Origin of the sequence: Maribacter caenipelagi (assembly GCF_004364175.1) — a bacterium.
Classification (GTDB): Bacteria; Bacteroidota; Bacteroidia; order Flavobacteriales; family Flavobacteriaceae; genus Maribacter; species Maribacter caenipelagi.
Genome location: NZ_SNZW01000013.1, coordinates 342,184 through 363,717, shown reverse-complemented (window position 1 = coordinate 363,717; position 21,534 = coordinate 342,184). Strand labels below are relative to the sequence as shown.

Genomic DNA, 21,534 nt, shown 5'->3' with positions numbered 1-21,534 from the left:
ATAAAAGGCTATTTCAATATTAATTTAGGCAAATATGCCAAGGCATTTGTATCTCTACTTTCAAAATAGTTGTATGCATAATTAGGAAGCCATACAGCATCAATAAAATCTATAAAAATAGGTAGCAATTTGTTTGGATATTGTCTCGCTTCTATTTCTCTACCATTGGGCAATCGATGCTTATAAATTTTATAATTGTTTCTTTGTTCAGGATGTTTTTCTTTAAGGTATTCGTCAAAATAATTAGCTACACTAATATCTGGTCGCATTTCTTTACCGTTCAATGCCCTACTTGGCAGGGTATAACCTTCTTGTTCAAACCTACCGTATAGACGAATAAACAATTCGCTTAACACAGAAAAGTATCCCTTTTCTACCCTATTCCAATTATCGTTGAAACGAATAACAAAGTTTGGTATTTCTAGACGTTTTGTGGTATAATACCCTTGAACTCTAAGTAATGGCAAAATTTGGTTGGTTATCCATTTTCTAAATTTATGCGCATTGTCGGTATCACTTCTTAAAATCAACGCGTACAAACCACTTTCTGAAATTAAATTCATTGATTTCAAGCTACCATCCCTATAAATTTCGGTGAAATTTCGTTCATCTTCATCTAAAATTTCCAATACCTTAACTGGATCGTTAAGGGCCAACATTTGAGTAACATCATCGGCTATAAACCAAATTTGATTGTCAATCTCCACAGACGCCAGTTGTTGAAAGTAATTTGGTTCATTTTGCTGTAAACTAGTATCTAGCATAATATACTTTTTATGTACCACACTAAGTTACGTTCAACAATACAGCGCTACCATGATGCAAATCAGTAGAAGCTATATCAATTTCAACATCTTCGATTTATTAAAAAATCCTGAAATATGTGATAGAATTCATACCCATACGGTATGAAGCCGAGATGTTTAACACCTAAAGATCCAACAAAAAATCAGGACAATACACAGGTATTATAAAAAATATAAAAAGTAAAAAGAGAATAGCCCAAAGCGACCACATTAATATAGGGTAAACGATAATATTACCTTTAGTCTCTGGTCGTAAGGAGTGTGCTATAAGTCCGTGAATTCCTAAACTAAATATTAAAAAAGTGATACTTGATGCTACAATTAAAAAGACTTTAGATTGGTCGTCTTTTAAGGCTATTAAATAAATTGCCAGTAGTATTGAAAATGCGATAATTATTCTAAATATTCGTCTAGACATGTATAATTATTTAAACGGTTCTATTAATAGTAGAGAGTTTGATGATTATGTTCATTAAAACTCAACAAGGGAATTTTACCATAAGATTCCATTTTTTTCACCAAATCCTTATGAAACATTTTTTTTGTAAAACCTTTCTTTTCCCTTTCAAGCATGACCACCAAATCTGCACCGACATCACCTAAATAAATACGAAGTGCATAAAAAATATCATCTGACAATACCAGTTTAAAAATCATATTCTTGTAGCTGACTTTTTCTTTAAGTGCATCTTTGAACCACTCCATCTGCATATCGCCTTTGTATTCATCTTGAGTAGAAATATGTGTAATGTGAATCTTTGCTTGCAACGGCTCTGCTATTTCAACAAGTTGCTTTATCGTACGAATATCTTCTTCTTCAAAATCTGTAGCATATACAATAGTTTCAATTTGTCTATAACCAACCTTAGTAGGTATTGCCAAAACGGGACAAGGTGCTTTTTCAATAAGTTGCTTGGTAGTACTTCCTACTATTACTTCACGTAAACCGCTACCTCCTTTCATACCAACTAAAATTAAATCTGCATGCCATTCGGCAGCACTTGAGAAAATACCTTTTATTACAGATTTATTTTCTTTTATCTCTAATTGAATATTAGATGTATTCCAATCATTGCCTAAATGTTCAATACAGAATTTCTCCAATTTTTCATGGTGCATTTTAAAATTGTCCTTTTCTAAATTCGGAAAAGGTTCTGAAAGTGCCTTAGTACCTAAGACCGTAGGATAATCGAAAACATGTAATATCACTAAACGAGTACCTAATTTTGCATTTAAGTAATGGGCATATTTCAATGCTTCAACAGAATTCTTTGAATAATCGGTGGCATATACTATTGTTTTCAATTTGCGTGTCTTTATGGTCTGAAAACAAAATTATTATCATTCAATATTCTTTCAAATGACCTCTGTCATGTGCTTAAATTAAATCAAGGAATATATTTATATCTTAAACACAATACTTCTGATAATGAACGATTTAAGCAATACACTAGAAGAAATTACTCAACTTACCAACACTATTGAAACCAATTACCCAGAGCTTTATCGGTTTCTAGATGAAAACCCGATAACAATACCTTCCAATGACCATCCACATATTGACCAAGTGACCATGCAAGATTATTTAGAGAGTTTAAAGCAATTATTGAAACATCATTTAGAAACACATAAAAAAAATATTCAAACTGTTAATTGAATACTATTTTCTAGTTGCCAAATCCTTAATTGCACTGATTTGAATCATTTACTTCTTTTCTAAATCTTTCTAAATTTCATAGACGGTTTCTATCTATACGCTGCGAATAACTACGAAGACTTGCAGCCATTAAAACCAAAACGAAACTAATGGAACTGATACTGAACCCTATTACTTCACTAATAATCGGAACTGTATTTCTGATACTATTGTCATGGATACTTTGGCCAAGAAAAGGGCTCATTTCATTGTGGTCAAAGAGATCAAAGAACACCAAACAGAAGTTACAAGAAGATGCGTTAAAATTTATTTTTGATTGTGAGTACAAACACAAAAGTTGTGGTTTACATACCATTTCGGGCAATATGAATATATCTACAAATAAAGCTGCCAAGGTTTTAGGGCAGTTACAATCTATAGGTTTAATTGTAATGAAAGAAGACCAAATTAGGCTAACTGACGCCGGTAGATCAGATGCGCTGAAAATAATAAGAATACACCGAATTTGGGAAAGGTATCTTGCTGATGAAACTGCAATTGATAATTTAGAATGGCACCAAGGGGCAGACTCTCAAGAACACCTTATGTCATTAAAAGAAGTTGATGTTTTGGCCGCAACTATGGGCAACCCCGTTTTTGATCCACATGGCGACCCTATACCAACTACTAACGGAGAGTTACCAACATACCAAGGGCAATCATTAAGTTCACTGAAAGAGGGAGATATTGCCAGAATTACACATATAGAAGATGAACCGTCTACCATATATGCACAATTGGTGGCTTTAGACCTTCACCCAGGCATGGAAGTTTATATCATGGATGTGACAGATGAAAACATTCAATTTGCGGCAAATGGAAAAGAGTGTATTCTCAATATTCTTTTTGCGTCGAACATTACCGTAGAAAAGCTATCTAAAATTGAGCCTACACAAAAAAAGTATCAAACACTTTCTTCTTTAAATGTGGGAGACAAAGCCCAGGTTATTGGAATTTCACCTAAATGTCGTGGTCAAGAGCGTATACGTTTAATGGATCTTGGCATTGTACCCGGCACAGAAATTTCTGCTGTATTAAAAAGCGCTTTTGGCGATCCTACGGCATACAAAATAATGGGTGCTACCATTGCTATCAGAAAAAAACAAGCAGATAACATTTATATAAAATCAATGCTAAATAAAAATGAGCAAACAGCGAGCATGCGAGAATTGTCAGGCGTATCGTAAAGAACATTTGATCAGACTTGGAATTGGAATAGACCAGTACGACTATATCATTGCCCTTGCGGGAAACCCAAATACGGGTAAAAGTACAGTATTCAATAATCTGACAGGGCTACGCCAACATACCGGAAATTGGCCAGGAAAAACGGTTACTAGAGCTGAAGGTGGCTATTCATTTGCAGGCAAACAGTACAAATTGGTTGATTTACCTGGTACCTATTCCCTACTCTCAACCAGTAAAGAGGAAGAAGTTGCACGAGATTTTATTTTGTTTGGTCGCCCTGATGTTACCGTAATCGTAGCCGATGCCACCCGTTTAGAACGTAATTTAAATTTAGTTCTTCAAATACTTGAGATTACCGATAAAGCCGTACTATGTCTTAATTTAATGGACGAAGCCGAACGCAACCATATTACAATAAACGAAAGGACATTATCAAAAGCACTAGGCATACCTGTTGTTACCGCCGTAGCACGTCAAAAAAAAGGAATGGATGTGCTCATAAATACCATTGAGAACGTAGCCACAGGAAAATATATGTGCAAGCCGCATCGCGTTAAGAGTTTTTCTCCTAAACTAGACCATGCAGTTGCTCTTTTAGTAGAAAAGCTTTCAAAAGAATTTAAAAATATACCAAACCTAAAATGGGTCGCATTAAGGCTTTTAGAAGGTGATCAACGTATCATTGAAGCAGTAAGAACCAAAGAATTAGGGCAATTAGGTGAAGATTTAAAATCTGCATAATAACTTTTGATTTATACTAATGTACGATCATCAAGAAATAGAAAACGATGAAATTATCTCATTGACCAATACATTACGATGGGAGTTGGGAATCGATTTCCATGACAAAATTATAGAATCAATTTACGCAGATGCTACTAAAATTGCGAAGCAAAGTATACGAGTAGAAGATGCAAAGAACAGTACTATTTTTGATCAAAAAGTAGATAGCATCATAACTAGCAAATGGTTTGGTTTTCCGATTATGTTTTTGCTCTTGGCCATCGTTTTTTGGATAACAGTAGCCGGTGCAAATATTCCTTCATCATGGTTAGCAGCCTTATTATTGGATACTGTTCATCCGTTTTTAAAGAACATTGCGGCACAAATTGGAATGCCTTGGTGGTTAGATGGTGTTTTAATAGACGGGGCATATATGGCATTTGCCTGGGTGGTATCTGTGATGTTACCACCAATGGCCATCTTTTTTCCTTTATTCACATTATTGGAAGATCTTGGTTACCTGCCCAGAGTAGCTTTTAATATGGATAGCCTTTTTAGAAAAGCTGGCGCACATGGCAAACAAGCCTTAACAATGAGCATGGGGTTTGGCTGTAATGCTGCCGGGGTGGTCGCAACCAGGGTTATCGATAGTCCACGTGAAAGGTTAATCGCCATTATTACCAATAATTTTTCGTTATGTAATGGTAGATGGCCAACACAAATATTAATAGCAACCATATTTATTGGGAGCTTGGTTCCACCCCATTATGCAGGCTTGGTTTCTGCTGCTGCAGTTGTAAGTATTGCGGTATTAGGTATAGTTTTCAGTCTTTTGGTATCATGGGGGTTGAGCAAATCTATTTTAAGGGGCGAAGCTTCTACTTTTAGCTTAGAATTACCACCTTATAGACCGCCACGAATTCTACAAACATTATATACTTCATTAATAGATAGAACAATGCTTGTTCTTTGGCGCGCCATTGTTTTTGCTATTCCGGCCGGCATTGTTATTTGGCTGGTAGCTAACATATATATCGGCGAATTAAGCTTAGCTGAATATTTTATAGACTGGTCAAATCCTTTTGCTCTTTACTTTGGTCTTAACGGGGTAATACTTCTTGCTTACATCATTGCCATTCCCGCAAATGAAATCGTAATCCCGACCATACTAATGTTAACCGTAATAAATTCAGGTTTAACTGGTATTGGCGAAGGTGCCGGTGTTATGTTTGAACTTGATTCTGTAGCAGATACCAAAAGAATACTAACCGCTGGCGGCTGGACCCTTTTGACAGCCGTTAATTTAATGCTGTTCAGCCTTCTTCACAACCCCTGTTCAACTACACTCTACACCATTTACAAAGAAACCAAAAGCATGAAATGGACCACTATTTCTGCATTGTTACCGCTGACCTTAGGTTTTATCGTTTGCTTTTTTGTAACGCAACTTTGGTTACTTTTTAGTAGTTAGATCAATACATTCAACTCGAACTTTTTCTAAAAAAGGTCAAAAAGTAAAAAACTACCAAAAAATTTGAAATAAAGATGGCTGATACAGATCATTTCACGCTAAGTTAGAATTTATGTCCTTTAAGCTTAAACATGTAGTTTAAAACAAACATTATGAAAACAGTACTACTTTTTTTTACGTTCCTCTTTTCAATTATGGCAAATGGTCAGCAAGAAAAGAATAGAGACATAAACATCACCGAACATCAAAAGGACGACTTCTATATGGCCGGCGAAAATATAGATGTCAATGCAATTATAGATGGAGATCTGGTATTGGCCGGCAGTAACATTACCGTAAAAGATACCGTTCACCAAGATCTAATCGTTGCTGGAGGAGAAATCATAGTTAAAGGTTTTATTAAGGATGATATTAGGGCTGCTGGAGGAAAATTGACTATTGATGCCGAAGTAGGCGATGACATAATAATAGCCGGTGGGGAAGTTCTAATCACCAAAAATGCAATTATTCATGGCAATCTAATTAACTTTTCAGGAGATATTGAAATGAACGGTCAAATTTTAGGAAATATAAAATCGTACTCCGGAGAAATAAAAATAAACGGAACTATTGAAAAAGAAGCCGAGTTAAATGCTGAAAAAATTTATATAGACGGTAAAATAAATGGAACTTCTAAACTTGCAGCAGAATCTATAACCATAGGTGAAAATGCCATCTTCAACAACAATGTCAATTATTGGTCTGAAGAAGGTAGTTTAGATTTCAAAAATTCACTGGTTGGTGCAAGCGCCAGTTTTGATGAATCGCTAAAAGGTGACCGAGAAGATTTTACATTAAAAAGTTTTGGCATTGCCGCCATTGGATTTTGGATATTTTATCTCTTATCCGCATTCTTGGTTATACTAATTATAAATTGGGCATTCGGTAATTTTCTACATACTATCTCTGCCAATTTAGATACAAATATCTTACGAAATTTAGGCTATGGTGCCATTTATATATTTGGCATACCCCTTGTCATTTTACTTCTGTTCTTAATAATCATCGGTATTCCTATTGGTATGTTTTTAGGTGGTTTTTACTTGTTCAGTTTACTATTTGGGCATTTGGTTACCGCATTGTTATGTACCTACTTCTTGGAAACTAAAGGGTCTAAAAATTGGGACATGTGGACCAGGGCATTTATAGCTTTGGGTATAGCCGCCGTAATACGTTTAACAACCTTTATACCTTTCTTAGGATCATTACTAGCGTTCATTGTAATAGCAATTGGTTATGGACTTATCGTGTATACCCTGTTTCAAAAAAAGAAAGCTCTAAATTTTGAAACCTGAAAATTGAACTATTCTCATTTTTTAGTATCGAGAATATGTGTGTGAAGAAGCATTAATTTCTAATACTCAATACAATAATTACAGAAAATCAACATACGTTAACCCTTTGTAAAAAAAGCATCGAAATTATGTATGTATTAAACTAGGTAAGAAGAAGCTTAAACAAATTATATGACCGGTCTAAACGTATTTTCCGTCAATGATATGGTGAATACTTTGTGTTGCAACAATTAGCTTAAAATTGGTTTTCAACAGTAACCTGAAGCTTCTCATAAATTTATGTAGAACCAAAAGGCTAAAGGTCATTCTCACAGTTAAAAATGATAGAGCTATTAAAAGGGTTTAATGATGCTTTTTTAAAGGTCATAGTAATACCATTTTCAGGAATATGCTTTAATTTATTGTCGAATATATCAAACCAATTACCAAACAATTGGGCATTTATTTTATTCTCTGTAAGCTCTTCTATATACATTGTACAAAAAATAGTATGATGTGTATAGGTCAATTCTAAAACCTGATTTAAAAATTTCTTAAGTAAATCTTTACTATTTGCTGCTTCGACCTCTATTTTCATCATACAGTCTGTATGCCTTGTTGGGTTGTATATTTTACTTTTTAAGGTATTCGCCATTCTTTTTAAACTTTCTTTAAAAAGTTCCTGTAAACTACATGCCTCTACCGTGACCGTTATTTTTGGTTTAACGAATTCCAAATTACTTATACTATTTCTAAAATGACGACGAGGCTTCTTTGATACCACTTGAGTTTCCATAACATATTTTTTTGTGTTCTATTTTTCTTATTGGTAAAAAATGAAAGGTTGTCATAAACATGAGATCGCAATCTACATGTTCATAACAACGCTTTCTATAATGAATTAAAATGCTTCTTGCATTGAAATTTCGAAGGTAACTTTAGTTGTTACTCTATATTGAACAATTTGATTGTTGTCTACCGTTACCTGCATATCTTGTATGTAGACAGATTTAATATTATTAACCGTTTTTGATGCTTGAGAAATAACATTTTCAACTGCTTTTTCAAAGCTTTCGGTCGAATTTCCCATAAGCTCAATGACTTTTAGTATTGACATAATTTTTATTTTTTTAAATTAATACGTTATAAATTCTAAAGGAATTTTCCCATTTCATCAACTTTTACCCTTAAGACTTTTTCACCGTTTTCCAATTTCAATTTGTACTTCTTATTTGCACCTTTGCCTTCCTGATAATTAACCAAATAAATATCTTTTGTAATTGTCCACCCCGGAAAACGATTATATACCGATTCTCTCACCGCTTTAGGTAAATTGACATTTTTAAACCTTTCTGCAGTTCGTACTAGTTTTCCATCTGCATCATATGCTGCCAAAATAGTTCCTTCGGGTATAAAAAAATTGATTTGATATGTATCATAATCATCTTGGTAAAACTCTGACTCTTTCACATCGAATGCCGCTACCTTACGTTGCAATAATTCAACAGGTATAGATACCTCTTCTTTGGTATTCATATCGCTTAAATACTTATAATTGGTGGCAAAAACAGTAACTTCAGAAAGTTCTTCTGTTTTAATAATCTGGGCATAAATTTGACCTGTGAACCCAATTGCTAATAAACCTAATAATACTTTTTTCATGATTTTAAATTTTTAGTTAATACTTAAATGTTTGTTTTTATTTCATTTTTCATTTGACATTATGGGCTAATTTATCTAGGTATGTCAATGATTACAATGATGTGGATCAGTTAAGAAAATTGAAATAAACAAGCTTACCTACAATGGTTATAGTTAACATGAAAACCATGAGGTGTAATCCACACAAAAAATAGATTTAATAATAGCAATTGAATTTTGGCTTTGAAAGAAAATTAAATAAGAGGTAATCGACCTTCTTATTCTCAACTACAGTATACATGTAAAGTTTATCTGTACCCTTACTAAAATTTGTCAATACATTTTTCTGAAAAAAGAAAAGCATGCATAGGGTAATGACCTACATCATACCAAATCAAAACGCCTTAAGATAATTTTGGTTTCATATTAAAACCAATACCATATGCTTATTAAAAAATTTTCACATATCGGGATTACCGATATTTCTTCGGTAGGCGGAAAAAATGCTTCGCTTGGAGAAATGTACAATCAATTAACTTCAAAAGGTGTTGGTATACCCAATGGTTTTGCAACCACATCTTCTGCTTATTGGAAGTTTTTAAATGAAAATAATATTCAAGAGGCTTTGGAAAATATCATATCTGGTTTAGATCGAATAGAATATTCCAATTTGGCACTGATAGGGGACCGTGCAAGAAATCTAATTCTTAAAAGTGAATTATCAAAAGTATTAACAGAATCTATCATAAAGGCATACAACGATTTATGCGGTGATACTGACATGGCCGTAGCCGTTAGAAGTAGCGCTACGGCAGAAGACTTACCAGATGCCAGTTTTGCAGGTCAACATGATACTTTTTTAAATATAAAGGGGAAGGATCCATTGTTAGAGGCAGTAAAAAAATGCTTTGCTTCATTGTATACAGATAGAGCTATTAAATATCGAGAAGACAAAGGTTTTCTACATAAAGACATCGCCCTTTCTGTTGGGGTACAATTAATGGTTCGTTCAGACAAAGGTTGTTCTGGAGTGGGGTTTACTATTGAACCAGAATCAGGTTTCGAGAATATCATCTTACTTTCCGGGGTTTGGGGTCTGGGCGAGAATATTGTTCAAGGCACGATAAACCCAGATGAGTTTTACGTATTCAAGCCAAGTTTGTCAAAAAAAAAGAATCCGATCGTACAAAAAAAATTAGGGGACAAAAAACTAACCATGGTTTATGCCGACGAGGCCGATAAGGCGACCACCCTAAATGTACCTACAAAAAAAGAAAAACAAGAAACCTATGTATTATCAGATGATGAGATTATCACCTTGGGCAACTGGGCGTTGTTGATCGAACAGCATTATAAAAAACCTATGGACATTGAATGGGCAAAAGACGGAATTTCAAATAAACTATTCATAACCCAAGCAAGACCAGAAACCGTTCATCAAAACAAAGACAAACAAATTCATATTGAATATAAGTTATTGGAAAAAGGCAAAATCTATACCGAGGGTAATGCTATTGGGTCAAAAATTAAAGTGGGCAAAGCTATTATTTTAAACTCCCCGAACGAAGCACCAAGTTTAACTAAAGATACGATTATAATAACGGACACTATTACTCCAGATTGGGATCCATTGCTTAAAAAGGTAGGTGGAATTATTACCAATAAAGGAGGTAGAACAAGCCATGCGGCCATAGTAGCTCGTGAATTGGGCGTACCAGCAATAGTAGGGTGTGGCAATGCAACCGAACGAATTCTAAATAACGAAACAATAACATTGTCTTGTGCACAAGGAAGAACAGGATATGTCTATAAAGGAAACTTATCTTTTAAAGAGAGAGAAATAGATTTTTCTGGAATACAGATGCCACTTACAGAGGCTAAATTAATTCTTGCAGACCCCGAAAATGCCTTTAACCTTTCTCGCTATCCAAATGACGGTGTGGGGCTACTTAGAATGGAGTTCATAATTACCCATAAAGTCAAAGTACACCCAATGGCATTGGTAAAATTCAATCAGATCAAAAATGCGGACACTCGAAAAGAAATTGAAAAATTGACTAAAAAATACGCTGACAAACCTGCATATTTCATTGACCAGCTCTCTCAAGGTATTGCTACCATTGCTGCAGCTTTTTACCCAAAAGAGGTCATTGTACGTTTAAGCGATTTTAAGACCAATGAATATGCAAACCTAATAGGAGGTGCCGATTTTGAACCTCACGAAGAAAATCCGATGTTGGGTTTTAGAGGAGCCGCCAGGTATTATAATGAGCTATATAAAGAAGGATTTGCACTAGAATGTGCCGCAATTAAAAAAGTACGTGAAGACATGGGCTTAACCAATTTAAAGGTTATGATACCATTTTGCAGAACTATAGAAGAAGGAAAAAAAGTGGTTACCGTAATGGCTGAAAATGGGCTAAAAAGAAAGGATAATAATTTAAAAATCTATACCATGATAGAAATACCGAGCAATGTTATTCTCGCAAAAGAATCTGCTGAAATATTCGATGGGTTTTCAATTGGCTCTAATGACCTTACTCAACTAACTTTAGGTATAGACAGAGACTCTGAAATAATGGGAAAACTATTTAACGAAAATGACGCAGCTACCAAAAAAATGATTTCAATGGCCATACAAAGCGCAAAATCAACCCGTACAAAAATTGGGTTATGCGGACAGGCGCCAAGTGATTTTCCTGAATTTGCACAATTCTTGGTCGATGAAGGTATAGATAGTATTTCCTTTAATCCAGATGCTTTACTTCAAGGTATTGAAAACATTAACAAGGCAGAGCAAAAACATACCACTAAAAAGGTCACTGAGATTAGCGACTAAACATTCATTTAAAATCACTCTTTTGAGCCGTATACTAACACTTACCGTAAACCCTGTCATTGATAAAAGCACCACAATACCTAGCTTAATTCCCAATCAAAAATTATATTGTTCTGAACCTATTTTTTATTCTGGCGGCGGAGGTATTAATGTTTCTCGTGCTATTAAAAATTTGGGAGGCAAATCAACTGCACTATACCTGTCAGGAGGTCGAACGGGCCATCATCTTCAAGAATTATTATCAAAGGATTCTATTGACCAATGTATTATTGATTTAAAAGATAATACCAGAGAAAATCTTTCTGTTTATGATATAAATTCTGATTTACAATATCGTTTTGGTCTACCGGGTCCATTTGTACAGAAGCATGAATGGCAAAATAGTTTGGACAAAATTGAAGGCTTATTAAATGAAAACGACTTTTTAGTTGCCAGCGGAAAGTTGACAGCGGGAATTCCCGATAATTACTATAAGCTGGTTGGTGATATTGTTAAGCGAAAAAAAGCAAAATTTGTAGTAGACACAAAAGGAAGAGCTTTAGCACATGCCATAACATCTGAAATGTATTTATTTAAACCCAACCTAAATGAACTTGCAAGCCTTTATAATGAACAGACTTTGTCCACAAAATCTTTAGAAGAAGCATCAAAAAAATTTATGGCTACTCATGCTTGCGAAATTATGGTGGTATCATTAGGAAAGCGTGGTGCCTTATTGGTTACATCAAATCTATTTAAATATATACCGGCACCTATTGTCGATGAAAAAAATACTATCGGTGCTGGCGACAGCATGTTAGCAGGCATGCTAATAAAAGCACAAGCTGGCAAAACTGCCAAAGTTATGACCGAATATGGTATTGCTTGTGGTGCCGCAGCCACACTCAAAAGAGGAACTAAACTTTGTCAACTTAAAGATGTAGAGTTCATTTTTAAATGGTTGCGACGTAATGAAAAAATTTAGAAATTGAATTTTAAATTATTGTACTTAAAATAGGAAAGTAACGATTTTTAAAATAGTTCATAAACGCTCGGTCATCATTCTACGGTATAAACCATATTTCGAAATAAAAATGATATGGCAACTCAAATATTTTATTCCTTTTCAACAAACTACATCTAAAAGTTGAAGATAGTTCGTATTGATTCTCGTCTACAAGCACAAAATTGACCATAACAAAACATAGGCATCGGTTTAAAATAGATGTTAGACCAATACCTTTTTAAAAGAATTAAAAAGAGATAAAATATAATCGTGAACATGATTCAAATCATCTTTATTAGAGACGGGATGACGATTTGTTAAAATATAAGATACTGATACACATCATTTTAAATTGCTCTTCATCACTATAAATTTGCTGGCATAAGTATAACCTAAATCTAATAAAAATGAATAAAAACAAGTAAATCTTCAATTAACCTAAACTATAAACAGTAAAAAAGAGAATAGTAACTTATAAATTATATAAAGATGAAAACAGATTCAAAAATTAAATTAGATGTTCAAGACGAATTAGCATGGGAACCAAGTATAGACGAAACAAAAATTGGTGTCGCAGTAGATGAAGGTGTAGTTACCTTAAGCGGAGAAGTTGATAGCTATTCTAAGAAAATTGCAGCAGAAAAAGCAGCCAAGCGTGTAAGCGGCGTTAAGGCGGTAGCCGAAGACATAGTGGTTAAATATCCATCAAGTATGGATAAATCAGATACTGATATCGCCAAGGCTGCGGTAGAAGCTTTAGAATGGGATTCATCAGTACCAGACAATACAGTTATCGTTAAAGTTGAAAATGGTTGGGTATACCTAACGGGAGAAGTGAAATGGTCTTATCAAAAATATTCAGCATCAAATGCGATTAAAAATTTAGTTGGTGTAAGAGGTGTTTCCAATAACATAAAACTAAAACAAACAGTTAAACCGGTTTTGGTAAAAGATACTATTGAGGAAGCTTTTGAGAGATCTGCTCGTATAGATGCTAAAAGTATTGTGGTAACAGCAGATGGCAGCACCGTTACCCTAAGTGGAAAAGTGCATTCTATTAAAGAAAAAGAAGAAGCCGAAAAAGCCGCTTTTAGAGCTCCAGGTGTATTAGATGTGATCAACAAGCTTAAAATTCAATATTATCCTTCTTACGCATAATATTATTTAAAGCGTATACAACGCAAACCATTAAAGCCTTCGTTTATTTATTAAGCGGGGGCTTTTTAAAATTTTACAAGTAGAATTATATTATAAAAAATCACAGAATAACATGACCAAAAAAAAGGCAAACCTTAAAGACATTGTAGCCCAAAGAATGTTTTAACTAAAAAAGAATTCAAAAAATAAATTTTTAAATAGTGTTCCATAGAGTAACCACCCCTTAAATGATCAATGCTGCCATTCAAATAAAAGAATTGTGAGGTTTAATAAAGAATACAATGTGCTGTATTTAGGTATTACCCTATAATCTATAGGTGTGTAGCTGATTTCAAGTAAAATTAAGGCAGTTAGCCGTTAGAAGAAGAGTTTATATATTGCCTCATTCTAACCACTATTGTAATCTCCTATAAATTTTATATGCACTAAGACCTATTTATATGAGACCTCAAAACACTTATCTGAAAATTGCTTACTACAGTGAGTTTTACATCGGCATTTAACAATACAAGACCATATGCCAAGTGAGATAGTTTACAATCGTTGATTATCTCGTTGTTAAAACCACTAAAAACAGGTTTAAAATGCTCTTTCATCATCAACCCTGAGACCTTGCCAATGTTAATTGCTTTGATTACCGCGTCTGTAATCTGTTTTGGAGATAAACCTTGTTCTAACAAATCACTTGCCAAATAGTTCATTTGTAAGCTATGGTAAAAGTCCATGAATCGGGCAATACTATCTACCTGTCGAAATTCTTTAATAAAGATGGTCATTTCCATAGCTATTGTTTTTAATGCTTAAAGCTTCTTTACATAGCCGAAAACCATTTTTTTAAATTCCCTAAAGTCGGTCGTAAACAAATCCATTCGCTCTCCCAAACTTCGATGCTTTTCACGATAATCCCAATCAGACAATCCTTTTTCACCTTTATGTAAACGAGATAATAACTTTTCATGAAGTAAAATATCTTCTTCTAAATAATCAAATAGGTTTTCATGAATTTTATCTAAGTTTTCTAGCATTTTCGCATATTCAGAACCCGTAGTCTTTTTATTTTTTAAAAGATTGGCGAAGAATTTTGTTTCATCTTTCCAGAAGGCAACAGTATCTAACCATTCCATACTTTCTTGGTGTAGCAATTCTAGGCTTGCTCCTAGCAGCAATAATGCAGCTTTTGTATTCGTTTTTGTTGTTTCCATTTTCATATTATTTAGAAATTATACCCCAAAAATTGAAATTTGTTCACAACCATAAAATGATCTAGATCAGTGTCAATTATCGATTTATAAACTGAAGAGAACAATATGTATTACTGATTCACATCATTTTACAGATGAATAGTACAACGTATTTTTATTGAAAATAAAGCTATATGAAAACAGATGCACAAATAAAGCAAGACATCTTAGACGAACTTGTTTTTGAACCAAATATTGACGAAACTCAAATTGGGGTTATTGTAGAAAATGGTATTGTAACATTAAGTGGCGTAGTCAACGAATATTTCAAAAAAGCGTTGGCGAACAAGGTTGCTAAACGTGTTGTTGGTGTAAAAGCCGTTGCCGAGGATATTGAAGTAAAATATGGTGATGAATATGCTAAAACCGATAAAGAAATTGCAAAAGCAGCAGTAAATGCCCTTGAATGGAATGCAACTATACCTAGCGAAAAAGTGAAGATTTTTGTTGAAGACGGATACATCTATCTTTCAGGAGAAGTAACTTGGTCTCACCAACGTGAAGCTGCTAAAAATATACTTCAAAATCTTTTAGGTGTAAAAGGTGTCGTCAATAACATAGAAATAACACCGTTATTAAAAGCTGATAATATTGAAGACCAAATTACCAAAGCCTTGGAGCGTCATACCAGTATAATGGCAAAAGGCATACGAGTTCAAGTTGATGGTGACACAGTACAATTAAAGGGAAGGGTGCATTCTATAAAAGAAAGAGAATTAATTGAAAAAACAGCATATAAAGCCGCCGGAGTTAGAAATGTACAAAATGAAATAGTTGTACAATCATATCCTGAATTTGTTTAAAAAAAATAGAGAAACTGACTTAGGTCATTTTAGACAACGACACAACATTGTATTTTAGCTGTATAATTAAACGTTCATTGAAAATCATACAGATCTAGCTTTTTATTAAAAGACTAGAATCTAAGAAAAGAAGAGGTTACGACCACTCTTTCAATACTAATTGTATCTCGAACGGTTATAGCAATATATTTAAGTAGGATCATTAAGTGGCGATTGGGTTGAAGAACATCTTCTAGGAAACCGAGGTACTTCGGCACCTCGGTTTCTTTTAAAAAATTGATATCGGTTTTCATTTCCGCAAGGAAAAGATAACCATAGCGATGCCAGAAAATTTGTGATTGTTCAAATCGATTTATAAATCATTTTAGTAATAAGATGGCGTACAAGTTTGGTTGAAAGCATACATAAATTCAAAAGTATTGCGGGAAAACAGGAGACTTTGGTTTCCTGTTTTTTTTTGTCCTTATTTAAAATTCGAAGAATCTATACCAACAGATATTATATAGTATAGATTTATTTTTTTGAAGCAACTCATCTACAAACTTCAATTCTTGTTCATAAGACCTTAAAATGAGGAGAAAATAGTTATTATATAAATCTTGTAGACAGCTAGATGCTATTTTCTCTGTAAAACCAAGTCCTCTAAGTATGCCGTAAGGTCCAGAAGGGAATTCGCCCAATTGTTTGCTGCCATACATATCTTGCAAAAAGTGGGGTACTACAGTACCGGTGATAAAAAGTGTACCTATTTCTGGATTGTTGAACGTTGCAAAATCCGTTTTAACTCCAAAAATGGTTTTTAAGTTTTGATTTAACTCTGTATTCGCCTGTTCATTCTGGCTACTTTTCAATACTGCATTTTGGTTTAGTTTACCTAAAACAGAAAGTTGTAAGTTATTTGCATTAAGTATATTCAATTGATGTATTGCCGTCTTCAATTGCCAAAGTTTTTGGTAACTCTTAATTGAAAAAATTTGCTGCTTCTGTTTTAAACGTATTGCTTTCATAACTTAGAAAGTTTTGTTCTAATAATATTAAAACACCTTTCGCAATATCTAATTTAAACAATAGCAGCACTTTACAGAATGACCAAAATCAGTTGTAATTTTTACCACAATTTATTTTAAAATTAAAAATCTGAAATACTTAACAGTTCTTCTTTATTTAAAATTATAATTCTTCTACCGCTATCTGTGGTTATTAAACCCTCATCTTTAAAATCTGAAAGCGTACGAATGGCTGTTTCAGTCGCTGTACCTATCATACCTGCAAAATCTTCACGAGGTATTGACATGCCACCATTGGGTTTGTCTTTTATTAGCCCTTTTTCATACAACTCTAACAAAGCTTTTGCCGCACGTTGCCTTACCGATGCAAAGGCCATATCTACCAAATGAGACTGTACATTGATTAAATTATTGGACACCATGGCAATGAACTTTTGTGAGACCGAAGGGTTACCATATAATAACTTTATAAAATCTGCCTTTGGTATGGCACAAACTTGAGCATCTTCTAAAATAACGGCATTCTCTACATAAGTACCAGCCGCATGCAAAAGGGACAATTGGCCTATGAAGTCACCAGGTCCGTATAATCCCGTTACCAATTCTTTACCAGCCTCAGTACCCTTATACGTTTTTACGTTACCACTTTCAATAAAGAATAATGAATGGGCGTTATCTCCTTCCCAAAAGATAATTTCCTTTTTTTCATAAGATTTAAGCATATGGTTTTTAGATAGGCCCTCCATATCTTCATACTCAGAAACTTCTTTAATAAAAGTATTTATACCCTTCAAATTTCTGGCAATTTCCTTTTTTAAGTTGTCATGTTTATTTAACCGGCATTCAATTACCCCTAGCAATTCATTTTCCTGAAAAGGTTTCGTTAAATAATCATCGGCACCAAGGTTCATACCCATGCGCATATCTTCCCTTTCTGTTTTAGCGGTAAGAAATATAAATGGAGTACTTGCCATAGAAATATCTTTCTCAAAGGTTTGTAAAACCTGAAAACCATCCATTTGTGGCATCATTATATCACACAATACCAAATCTGGAAGAAATTCTTTCGCTTTTTGAACTCCTATTTTACCATTTTCGGCAGTGATGACCTCATAGTTGGCAAGTTCTAAAATGTCTGCAGTGTTCTCACGTACATCATCATTATCTTCTATTAATAAAATCCTTTTCATATTTGTATAGGTTATGGTTAAGATTAAGTTGCACGGTAAAAGTACTACCGATGCCGAATTCACTTTTAAAACTTACAGTACCACCCATTAACTCTGCATACTGTTTTACAATATGAAGCCCAAGACCGGTACCTTGAATATGGGTGGCATTTTCTGCCCGAAAGAAACGTTCAAATAATCGTTTTTGTTCTTTTACTTCAATACCAATTCCATTATCAATGATATTAAATTCTATTAGTGTATTATTTCTTTTGATTTCTAAAGTAACTGCTTTGCCCTCATCTGAATATTTCAATGAATTAGATAGCAGATTTATTAAAATATGACTCAATAATTTTGGATCTAAAAAAGCCATTATTTCAGCTTCGGTATGAATAAAATGTATGCTTTGTTCGTCCTTTTTCGCCGATTCCATTTCATCAATTAGGTTTTTACAGAATTTTATCAATTCAAAAAACGTAGTTTTTGCCGCTAGCTTACCTTCTTCTAATCTGCTTAGAGATAAAAAATCGTTCAATATGACAACCAAACGTTTTACATGGGTTCGAATTCGCGTAACATGTTTTTGGCGTTTATCTTCTAAACCTGGCTCGTTTTGTTTTCCAATTAAAATTGCAGAAGATAAAATGGCACTTAAAGGCGTTCTAAACTCGTGCGAAGCAATTGAAATAAAACGTGATTTTAACTCGTTAAGTTCTTGTTCAACTTTTAATGCTTTAGTTAATTTCTCTTGAACTTTCTTTTGCTGGGTTATGTTATTATAAACGAAAAGAGCCCATACTACTTGTCCGTTATCAGACTTTAATGGAGTTGTATTTACCGCATATATAAGTCCGTCGAACGTAAATTCAAAAGAAAGACTATTACCAGAAAAGGTAGTTGAAATTTTACGCTTGATCGCATTTGCCTGCCTTTCTGAAAAAACTGAAATATGATCCACCTTCTTGCCTTCGAATGTCGATTTTTTTATCTTCATTCGCTTCAATTCTTCACCTTCAATAAAAACAAGTTCAAAATCAGAATTGAAGACGGCGATAAATCCATTAGGAAAATTTTCAGCTATTGCGATTAGTTGAGCTTGACTACTTTGTGCTTTTCTTTCAGCTAGCTTGGTCTCATAAATTTGATCTTCAAGAATAAGATTGTTCTCAACTAACTTTTGCACTGTAGATTCTATTTCTTTTGTACGTTCAGCTACTTTTTCCTCAAGACTATTTGCGTATTGTTCTAATTGGTTTTTATCTCTTTGGATTTCTGTGACATCATTTTGAACACCAATAAAATGAGTAAGAATATTGTTTTCATCGAAAAGGGGTGTTATACTTAAATCATTCCAAAACAATGTACCATCTTTACGATAATTTCGTATTAGCACCCGGGTTGCCTCCCTTTTTTCAATTGCATTCACCATTACTACAATAGCCTCTTGATTTCTATCATCATTCTGTAGAAATTTACAATTGGTACCAATTACCTCTTCTCTATCATACCCCGTAATTTCAATAAAGGCGTTATTACAATAAATAATAGGTAGATTGGCTTTCTGTGCATCTACGATTATAATTCCGTTTCCGGCAGCATCTAAAGACTTATTTCTTAAATGTAAGGTCTTTTGAATTGCTTTAGTATTAGAAATATTTCGTGCTATAGTCAGAACCTGATTATTGTTCAAGCGTACAACCCTACATTCAAAATCAAATATTCTATGATTTATGGGAACTTGTATTTCTAATATTTGCATTTTTTTGTTCTGCAATACCCTAGTTATAGCTTTTTTAAGCTTTTTTGCAATCTTTAATGGAAGAAGCTGATCTAAATCTTTGCCTTCAATATCTTCTTTTGAGAGAATGGTATTTGCATCTGCTGGTATATGTATTTCTAAAACACTACCGTTTTCATCGTGAACTGTCATTACATCAGGTACCACCTTTAGAATAGCCCTGTTCTTTTCCATACTGGTATGCAGTCTTTTTTCTGCCAGCACTTTTTCTGTAACATCAATGCCTGAAGAAATCATACCCGTCACCTCTCCATTTTCATCTTTCGATAATGCATTTTGCCAACGAATTAACTTCTTAATATTTCCTTTGGTTAATACCCAATTCTCTTTAACATCTAGTATTTCTTCATCACCATTAATCAAATCGTCAAAAAATTGAGCTAGATGATTTCTATCTTCTTTTGGAATACAGATGTTAAACCAATTCTTACCATTCAATTCTTGGGCACTATATCCAAAAACCTCGCACCCTTTTCTATTGACCATTTCAATGGTATGATCCTTATTTATGACTAAAAACACAGATGCCGAAGTGTCTAAATATTTCCAAAGCAATTGCTTTTCTTTGGTCAATAACATTTTCGCTTCGGTACGTTCTGTAACATCCTGAATAAAACCTTCTAAAAAAGCTACCTTGCCTGACCAATCTTTAACACAAGAGACAATTTCTGACACCCATTTAATTTGGTTTGTTCTAGTTTTTATACGGTAAGATATCTGATAGGTTTTTTCTTCTGATATGGCTTTTCTTCTTTGCTCCTTTACCATAACCTGGTCTTCAAAATGAATTAGTGAAAGCCAACTCATATTTCCACTATCATAAAATTGCTCTGGTAAATACTCTGTAATAGTCGTACATGCATTGCTTATGAACTCTATAGAATAATCTTCATCAGTTGCACACCTAAAAACAATACCTGGCACATTGGCAATAAGATAACGGAGTTTTCTATCACTTTCAAAAACCGAAATATCGACTTGTTTACAGAACATAACGAAAATAGTTTGTCCTTCAGCACTAGTTTTAACTAATCTAACATCTAATTCATATTCTTTTCTATTTTTATGCAAACCTGTGAGTTGAACATGCTCAGAAATTGAATTTTTCATTAATAATTCAATCGTTTTATAATTGCCCTTTGAAAAAATAATATCAATTTTTTCTAAAATTAAATCGCTCTTTTGGTAACCGAACATTTGTTTTACTTGATCATTCACTTTTAAAATAGTACCCTTACCGTCAATTACGAACAAACTTGCTAATGAAGAGTCGAAAACGGCTTGATATAAGGCAGTATCACTTACCTCTAGCTTTTTATTTACTATTTTTTTTAGTTCGGTCATTTTAATTCAAATTATTCAAAACCCTAATAAATGTTTGTATTGACTATTGATAATTTCACAAATAATATCTGTTAATTAAAACAGTTGATTTAGTCACTTAGTTAATTTTCGTAATACATACTGCCCATCTATTAAACCAAGTATCTAAGCCTAGTTACACCTTCTGTAATGTTGCGTATTTTTATTAAAAGAATATTCTATAATCGCATACTTGACCATCATTTTGACCCAAAGTACACATCGCCTAGTCTTGACAATTACTATTTCTTTCGATATAAAGAAACCCGAGATCCTACCACGTTATGTTATAAATGTATTATTCAAGCTTAATTATAAAAATGACATTGGT

The 21,534-nt window shown here is 33.7% G+C and carries 18 protein-coding genes and 1 pseudogene; 8 read left to right on the top strand and 11 right to left on the bottom strand.

The window, feature by feature from the left end; genetic code table 11:
- Nucleotides 1-8: 8 nt before the first annotated feature.
- From DFQ03_RS06480 to DFQ03_RS06470, 3 genes are all read right to left on the bottom strand, one after another.
- A complete protein-coding gene (locus tag DFQ03_RS06480; protein ID WP_133672354.1) occupies nt 9-764 on the bottom strand; it encodes a BRO-N domain-containing protein in 756 nt (251 codons plus the stop codon).
- A gap of 166 nt (nt 765-930) precedes the next feature.
- Nucleotides 931-1,224, bottom strand: a complete 294-nt coding sequence (locus DFQ03_RS06475; RefSeq protein WP_133672353.1) for a hypothetical protein — start codon at nt 1,222-1,224, stop codon at nt 931-933.
- Nucleotides 1,225-1,247: 23 nt separating this feature from the next.
- The gene (locus DFQ03_RS06470) at nt 1,248-2,111 is read right to left on the bottom strand and encodes a universal stress protein (protein ID WP_166637442.1); all 864 of its coding nucleotides are present in this window, start codon (nt 2,109-2,111) and stop codon (nt 1,248-1,250) included.
- Nucleotides 2,112-2,235: 124 nt separating this feature from the next.
- Between DFQ03_RS06470 and DFQ03_RS06465 the strand changes: the two genes are divergently transcribed.
- From DFQ03_RS06465 to DFQ03_RS06445, 4 genes and pseudogenes are all read left to right on the top strand, one after another.
- Nucleotides 2,236-2,463, top strand: a complete 228-nt coding sequence (locus DFQ03_RS06465; RefSeq protein ID WP_133672351.1) for a hypothetical protein — start codon at nt 2,236-2,238, stop codon at nt 2,461-2,463.
- Between the two features lie 149 nt (nt 2,464-2,612).
- Nucleotides 2,613-3,689 carry a metal-dependent transcriptional regulator gene (locus DFQ03_RS06460; RefSeq protein WP_133672350.1) on the top strand — a complete coding sequence of 359 codons (1,077 nt, stop codon included), beginning with the start codon at nt 2,613-2,615 and terminating at the stop codon, nt 3,687-3,689.
- Nucleotides 3,646-5,884, top strand: a pseudogene (feoB, locus tag DFQ03_RS19040) (ferrous iron transport protein B). Before DFQ03_RS06460 ends, feoB begins: the two are co-directional and overlap by 44 nt.
- A 152-nt stretch (nt 5,885-6,036) precedes the next feature.
- Entirely contained in the window at nt 6,037-7,218 is a 1,182-nt protein-coding gene (locus tag DFQ03_RS06445) for a polymer-forming cytoskeletal protein (protein WP_133672347.1), read from the top strand.
- A 295-nt stretch (nt 7,219-7,513) separates the two neighbouring features.
- Here DFQ03_RS06445 and DFQ03_RS06440 read toward each other — a convergent pair whose 3' ends face one another.
- The 3 genes from DFQ03_RS06440 to DFQ03_RS06430 all read right to left on the bottom strand — a co-directional run bounded on the left by DFQ03_RS06440 (nt 7,514) and on the right by DFQ03_RS06430 (nt 8,859).
- A complete protein-coding gene (locus tag DFQ03_RS06440) occupies nt 7,514-7,993 on the bottom strand; it encodes an archease (RefSeq protein WP_133672346.1) in 480 nt (159 codons plus the stop codon).
- 105 nt (nt 7,994-8,098) lie between these two features.
- Nucleotides 8,099-8,314, bottom strand: a complete 216-nt coding sequence (locus tag DFQ03_RS06435) for a dodecin family protein (RefSeq protein WP_133672345.1) — start codon at nt 8,312-8,314, stop codon at nt 8,099-8,101.
- A 35-nt stretch (nt 8,315-8,349) separates the two neighbouring features.
- Complete coding sequence (locus DFQ03_RS06430; protein ID WP_133672344.1) at nt 8,350-8,859, bottom strand: nicotinate-nucleotide adenylyltransferase; 510 nt, start codon at nt 8,857-8,859, stop codon at nt 8,350-8,352.
- A 421-nt stretch (nt 8,860-9,280) separates the two neighbouring features.
- Here DFQ03_RS06430 and ppsA point away from each other — a divergent pair, with 421 nt between their 5' ends.
- From ppsA to DFQ03_RS06415, 3 genes are all read left to right on the top strand, one after another.
- Entirely contained in the window at nt 9,281-11,677 is a 2,397-nt protein-coding gene (gene ppsA, locus DFQ03_RS06425; RefSeq protein WP_133672343.1) for a phosphoenolpyruvate synthase, read from the top strand.
- Nucleotides 11,678-11,699: 22 nt separating this feature from the next.
- Nucleotides 11,700-12,641 (top strand): 1-phosphofructokinase family hexose kinase, encoded by a 942-nt coding sequence (locus DFQ03_RS06420; protein WP_166637441.1) that lies wholly within the window; start codon nt 11,700-11,702, stop codon nt 12,639-12,641.
- Nucleotides 12,642-13,151: 510 nt separating this feature from the next.
- On the top strand, nt 13,152-13,820 hold the full coding sequence (locus DFQ03_RS06415) for a BON domain-containing protein (protein ID WP_133672341.1): 669 nt from the start codon (nt 13,152-13,154) through the stop codon (nt 13,818-13,820).
- A 425-nt stretch (nt 13,821-14,245) separates the two neighbouring features.
- Here the strand turns inward: DFQ03_RS06415 and DFQ03_RS06410 are convergent, their stop codons facing one another.
- Nucleotides 14,246-14,602: a hypothetical protein gene (locus tag DFQ03_RS06410; RefSeq protein ID WP_133672340.1), complete on the bottom strand. Its 357-nt coding sequence runs from the start codon at nt 14,600-14,602 to the stop codon at nt 14,246-14,248.
- An 18-nt stretch (nt 14,603-14,620) separates the two neighbouring features.
- Nucleotides 14,621-15,022, bottom strand: coding sequence for a hypothetical protein (locus tag DFQ03_RS06405; protein ID WP_133672339.1), 402 nt, complete (start codon nt 15,020-15,022; stop codon nt 14,621-14,623).
- 173 nt (nt 15,023-15,195) lie between these two features.
- Here DFQ03_RS06405 and DFQ03_RS06400 point away from each other — a divergent pair, with 173 nt between their 5' ends.
- Entirely contained in the window at nt 15,196-15,864 is a 669-nt protein-coding gene (locus DFQ03_RS06400; RefSeq protein ID WP_133672338.1) for a BON domain-containing protein, read from the top strand.
- 467 nt (nt 15,865-16,331) lie between these two features.
- On the opposite strand, the gene DFQ03_RS06395 is transcribed toward DFQ03_RS06400, so the two are convergent.
- The 3 genes from DFQ03_RS06395 to DFQ03_RS06385 all read right to left on the bottom strand — a co-directional run bounded on the left by DFQ03_RS06395 (nt 16,332) and on the right by DFQ03_RS06385 (nt 21,185).
- Nucleotides 16,332-16,871: a hypothetical protein gene (locus tag DFQ03_RS06395; RefSeq protein WP_133672337.1), complete on the bottom strand. Its 540-nt coding sequence runs from the start codon at nt 16,869-16,871 to the stop codon at nt 16,332-16,334.
- Nucleotides 16,872-16,993: 122 nt separating this feature from the next.
- A complete protein-coding gene (locus DFQ03_RS06390) occupies nt 16,994-18,061 on the bottom strand; it encodes a response regulator (protein ID WP_133672336.1) in 1,068 nt (355 codons plus the stop codon).
- Complete coding sequence (locus tag DFQ03_RS06385; RefSeq protein WP_133672335.1) at nt 18,033-21,185, bottom strand: PAS domain-containing sensor histidine kinase; 3,153 nt, start codon at nt 21,183-21,185, stop codon at nt 18,033-18,035. The genes DFQ03_RS06390 and DFQ03_RS06385 overlap by 29 nt, the downstream gene beginning before the upstream one ends.
- Between the last annotated feature and the right edge of the window lie 349 nt (nt 21,186-21,534).